Consider the following 4,861-nt stretch of genomic DNA (forward strand, 5'->3'; position numbering starts at 1 on the left):
AAATCCAAGGGACGCTGATTTGCCTTCATCTCAGCGTCTCGGCGCGCTTGCAAATGGAGCCACCATGGGCGGCGCACGCCAAACCACTGATATTTTGGCAAATCAGCGCCAGTGGCGCAGGATTAATGGGTCCTGACCCTAACCAAATTGAGGCCGCATGCGCGGCCGCTCGATACTTTGATTGGCGCATGGTGCGGGCCTTGGTGCCCGGTAAGACAGCGTGGCGACAGTGTTTTTCGCGCCGTGATGATGTTCATGCAGGCCGAAAGAGCGTAGAGCAGATCAAGGCGCGCGCAACACCGCTTTGCCGCCAGGGCCATGAAAAAGGACGAACCAGGCCGATGTTCCCGAAAAGCCGATCCTTGCTGGCTGATCTGATGGGCGACGCCCGGACCGGGGCAATGCGCAGTTGGGATGTGTTGCGCGACAAGGGGCCGGGGCAGGTCACATTTTGGTTCATCGCCCTGTTGGTGGGCATCGCCGCCGGGTTTGCGGCGCTGCTGTTTAGGCGCGCAATCAACTGGTTGCAGAGCAGTCTTTACGGGGTCGATGACACCAGGATGCTGCACAGCTTTGCCGAGGCGCTGCCCTGGTACTGGATCTGGATGCTGCCGGTGATCGGCGGTCTGGTCGTGGGGCTGGTGCTGCATTGGTTCACGCCCGATGGCCGGGTGCGCAGCGTAGCGGACGTGATCGAAGGCGCGGCGCTGGCCGATGGCCGGGTCGAAAAGCGCGAAGGGCTTGCCTCGGCATTCGCCTCGCTGATCACGCTGAGTTCGGGCGGATCGACCGGCCGCGAGGGTCCGGTTGTGCATCTGGCCGCCGTCATCTCCTCCTATGTGTCCGACAAGATCCGCGCCGATGGCATCACCGGGCGCGATCTGTTGGGCTGTGCCGTGGCCGCCGCGGTTTCGGCCTCGTTCAACGCGCCCATTGCCGGGGCGCTGTTCGCGCTGGAGGTGGTGCTGCGCCATTTCGCGGTGCATGCCTTTGCCCCGATCGTGATTGCATCTGTCGCTGGCACGGTGATCAGCCGGCTGGAATTTGGCGATGTGACCGAGTTCAGCCTCGGCAGTGACGGGGCCCTGCAATTCTATGTCGAACTGCCCGCTTTTCTGATCCTGGGCCTTTTGGCCGGGCTGATTGCAGCGGTTTTCATGCGGGCGAATTTCTGGGCCGAGGATATCGGCAATGTAATCCAGCGCAAAGCGCGCATTCCGCGTTGGCTGCGCCCGGCCATTGCGGGCGTGCTGCTTGGCGGTATTGCCATCTTTTATCCCCATATCATCGGGGTCGGATACGAGACCACATCGGCGGCCCTGACGGGGCGGTTGCTGCTGCATGAGGCGATCATCTTTGTCATCCTCAAGGTCATTGCGGTGGCCATCACCTTCGCCGGGCGCATGGGCGGCGGTGTGTTTTCGCCCTCATTGATGGTGGGCGCGCTGACCGGGCTGGCTTTTGGCATGATCGCGACGAGCATCTTTCCCAATGTGTCGGGCTCGGAAACGCTTTATGCGCTGGCGGGCATGGGGGCGGTGGCGGCGGCTGTGCTTGGTGCGCCGATATCGACCACATTGATCGTGTTCGAGCTGACCGGGGATTGGCAGACCGGGCTGGCGGTGATGGTCTCGGTTTCGCTGTCGACCGCGCTGGCCAGCCGCATGGTTGACCGCTCGTTTTTCCTGACTCAGCTGGAGCGGCGCAATATCCATCTGGCGGCGGGTCCGCAGGCTTATCTGCTGGCGATGTTCCGGGTCGGCAATGTCATGCGCCCGATGACCGATGATGCCGCCGCCCCGCAAGAGGCGCTGCTGACCCTGATCGAGCAGGGGGTCTATCTGGATCTGCACGCAACGCTGGAACGCGCGATGCCGGTTTTTGAACGCACCGGTCTGGATTTTGTGCCGGTGGTGACCCTGGCCCCCGGTGACGGACCGCCCGCATTGGAGGGCGCGCTTTTTCATGTCGATGCGCTCAAGGCCTATAATCAGGCGCTGGCCGCAACCGCTGCCGAGGAACATAGTTGACGCCGTTTCGCATTGGGCCCTGACCCTGGCATCGGGCATTGATTGGACCGATTTGAAGGATCCTGCGATGCCCGTTTTGCGTCACGCCCAAATCGCCCTTTGCGTATCTCTGCAGCTACTGACAACCTTCCAAGCCCCTGCGAATGAGCCCGCGGGGGGCTGCCAGTCGGCTGCGCGAGACCGGACAATTCTGATGCTGAGCGCCCCCGACAGGGCCTGACCCCGGGGTGCCGCCCCTTGGGCGGCTACAGCTTTTCGACGGCGACCTTGTCGCTGGCAAAAAACGCCAGATGCCCGGCGATCCTGGCCATCTCGGCCACCGGGGTTTCATAGCTCCATGCCGCATCTTTCAGCACTTCGCTTTTGGTGACGATCGAGAAATAACTGGCATCGCCCTTGTGCGGGCAATGGCTGGTCGTTTCGCTGGCATCCAGAAACGCCATGCCGATATCGGCGCGCGGGAAATAGAGAACCGACGGGCGGTCGCCTTCGCTCAGCTCCAGCGCATTGGAGGTTTCGCCCAGAACAGCGCCGCCGGCCCGCACCACCCAGGTTCCGGTGGCCTTGCGTATGGTGATATGGCTTGTCATCTTTCTTGCTCCCTCGATCGCGTGCGGTTTGAAATGATAGCCCGAATGCCACAGGGGGCCAGGACAGACAGATGTCAAAGCGGCGCTGTCGCGCGTTTCAGCCAGATTGCGGTATCTTGTGGCAGTTCCGGGCCGATTTTTGCGGCGACCTGTGCGTGATATGCGTCAATCCAGGCCCGTTCAACCGGGTTAAGTGCCGCAAGCGCGATCAGATGCCGGTCGATCGGGGCCCAGGTCAGGTTTTCAAATTCCAGCATGGCGCGCCCGTCGCCGCCGGGCAGGGCCGGGGCCGGGCGCACCACCACGAGATTTTCGATACGGATGCCGAAGGCACCTTCGCGGTAATATCCCGGTTCATTCGACACGATCATACCGGGCCGCAAGGCGACATCCGAGATCCGCGAGATCCGCTGCGGGCCTTCATGCACGCTGAGAAACACGCCCACGCCATGGCCGGTGCCGTGATCGAAATCGCGACCCGCCGCCCATAGGGGCGCGCGCGCGAAAGCATCGAGATGCTGCCCGGCAAGCCCCTTGGGAAACCGCAGCCGGTGGATCGCAATGACCCCTTGCAGAACCTGGGTAAAGGCCGATTTGATCTCTGCATCCACATCGCCGACCGCCAGCGTGCGGGTGATATCGGTGGTGCCATCGCGATATTGCCCGCCGCTATCGACCAGATAGACCTGACCGGGAAGAATAGCCGCGTTCGAGGCGGTGGAGACGCGGTAATGCGGCAAGGCGGCATGCGGGCCCGCCGCAGAGATGGTATCGAAGGAGATATCGCAAAGCGCGCCGGTATCAGCGCGCAACCCCTCCAGCTTGCGGGCGCAGTCGATCTCGGTCAATCCGCCGCCGGGCGCGGTCTCATCGAACCAGTGCAGAAACCGGGCCATGGCCACCCCATCGCGGATATGGGCGGTGCGGGTGGCCGCAATCTCGGCCTCGGTCTTGCAGGCTTTGGGCAGGATGCAGGGATCATCGCCCTTGGCGATGGCAATGCCGGCCGCCTCCAGCAGCAGGCGCACCTGATGCGGCGCGGTGGCGGGGTCAACCCGGACCGGGCCGCTCAGCGCCTGCAAGGCGGGCTCGAACGCGGCCCAGGGCTGCAGGTCGATATTTAGGTCGGGGCCAAGGGCTGCAAATTTCGCGGGGTCACTGAACAGGCTGACACGGGCATCGGCATGCAGGATGGCAAAGGCCTGCGTAACCGGAAGATGCGGCAGATCCCCGCCGCGGATGTTCAACAGCCATGCGATGCTGTCGGGCAGGGTCAGAACCGCCGCCGATTGCCCGGCCTCTTGCAGGGCGCGCGCAATCTCGGCGCGTTTCTCATGCGATGTCTTGCCTGCAATCTCTGTCGGATAGGCGTAGGCCGGGGCCGCAGGCGGTGCCGGCTGATCGGCCCAGATCGCATCAACCATATTGGCGACAGGGCGCAGGATGATCTGCGCCGGGGTCAGTTTCTTCTCCATCCCGGTGATTTCGGCAGAGGTATGCAGCCAGGGGTCGAACCCGACCACGCCACCTTTGGGCAACGCGTCAAGCAGCCAATTCTCCAGCTTGGTTTCGGGCCAGTCGACCGGCGAAAAGACATCGGCCACCTGCTCCTTGACCTGCACTCGGTAGCGGCCATCAACAAAGACCCCCGCGCGATCGGCCAGCACGGCGCAAAACCCGGCCGAGCCGGTAAACCCCGTCAGCCAGGCCAGCCGTTCATCGCGCGCGGCCACATATTCACCCTGATGCGCATCGGCGCGGGGCACCAGAAAGCCGTCCAGCCCGGCCTGCGCCAGCCCGACGCGCAGCGCGGCCAGACGCGGTGGCCCCTGTTCGGGGGCGGTGGTGGCTTCGAAACTCTGGAACATCTGCCTCTCCCGGTGATTATGCGCGCAGAATGGCCTGCCGCGCCGCAAGCCGCCAGGCCCGCCCGCGTCTGGACATTGGCCGCCCGGTTTCGCGCGCTGCGCGCCGTCCGATTGATATCTGCACGGGTCGCAGATCAAACACCTAGCTGACCCGCCGGATCCCCATCATCCGCGCCCGGGCGCGTGGGTTGCTGTCGAACAATGAGGCCAGTTGCTCGGTCATCGCGCCGGCCAGCTGTTCGGCATCGGTAATCGTCACGGCGCGGTCGTAATAGCGCGTCACGTCATGGCCGATACCGATGGCAAGCAGTTCCACCGCGCGGCGTTTTTCGACCATCGCGATCACGTCGCGCAGATGCTTTTCCAGATAGTT

4 protein-coding genes are annotated in these 4,861 nt (G+C 63.6%); 1 reads left to right on the forward strand and 3 read right to left on the reverse strand.

Going from position 1 to position 4,861, the window contains the following annotated elements:
- Positions 1–341 precede the first annotated feature (341 nt).
- Entirely contained in the window at positions 342–2,030 is a 1,689-nt protein-coding gene (locus tag ACW8PS_RS08890; protein ID WP_491527011.1) for a chloride channel protein, read from the forward strand.
- Positions 2,031–2,275: 245 nt separating this feature from the next.
- On the opposite strand, the gene ACW8PS_RS08895 is transcribed toward ACW8PS_RS08890, so the two are convergent.
- From ACW8PS_RS08895 to ACW8PS_RS08905, 3 genes are all read right to left on the reverse strand, one after another.
- Entirely contained in the window at positions 2,276–2,620 is a 345-nt protein-coding gene (locus ACW8PS_RS08895; protein ID WP_491527012.1) for a DUF427 domain-containing protein, read from the reverse strand.
- Between the two features lie 74 nt (positions 2,621–2,694).
- Positions 2,695–4,488 (reverse strand): aminopeptidase P family protein, encoded by a 1,794-nt coding sequence (locus ACW8PS_RS08900; RefSeq protein ID WP_491527013.1) that lies wholly within the window; start codon positions 4,486–4,488, stop codon positions 2,695–2,697.
- Positions 4,489–4,630: 142 nt separating this feature from the next.
- Positions 4,631–4,861 (reverse strand): cobaltochelatase CobT-related protein (locus ACW8PS_RS08905; protein ID WP_491527014.1); only part of this gene is annotated, 231 nt, incomplete at its 5' end.

Source organism: Alterinioella sp., assembly GCF_058343375.1.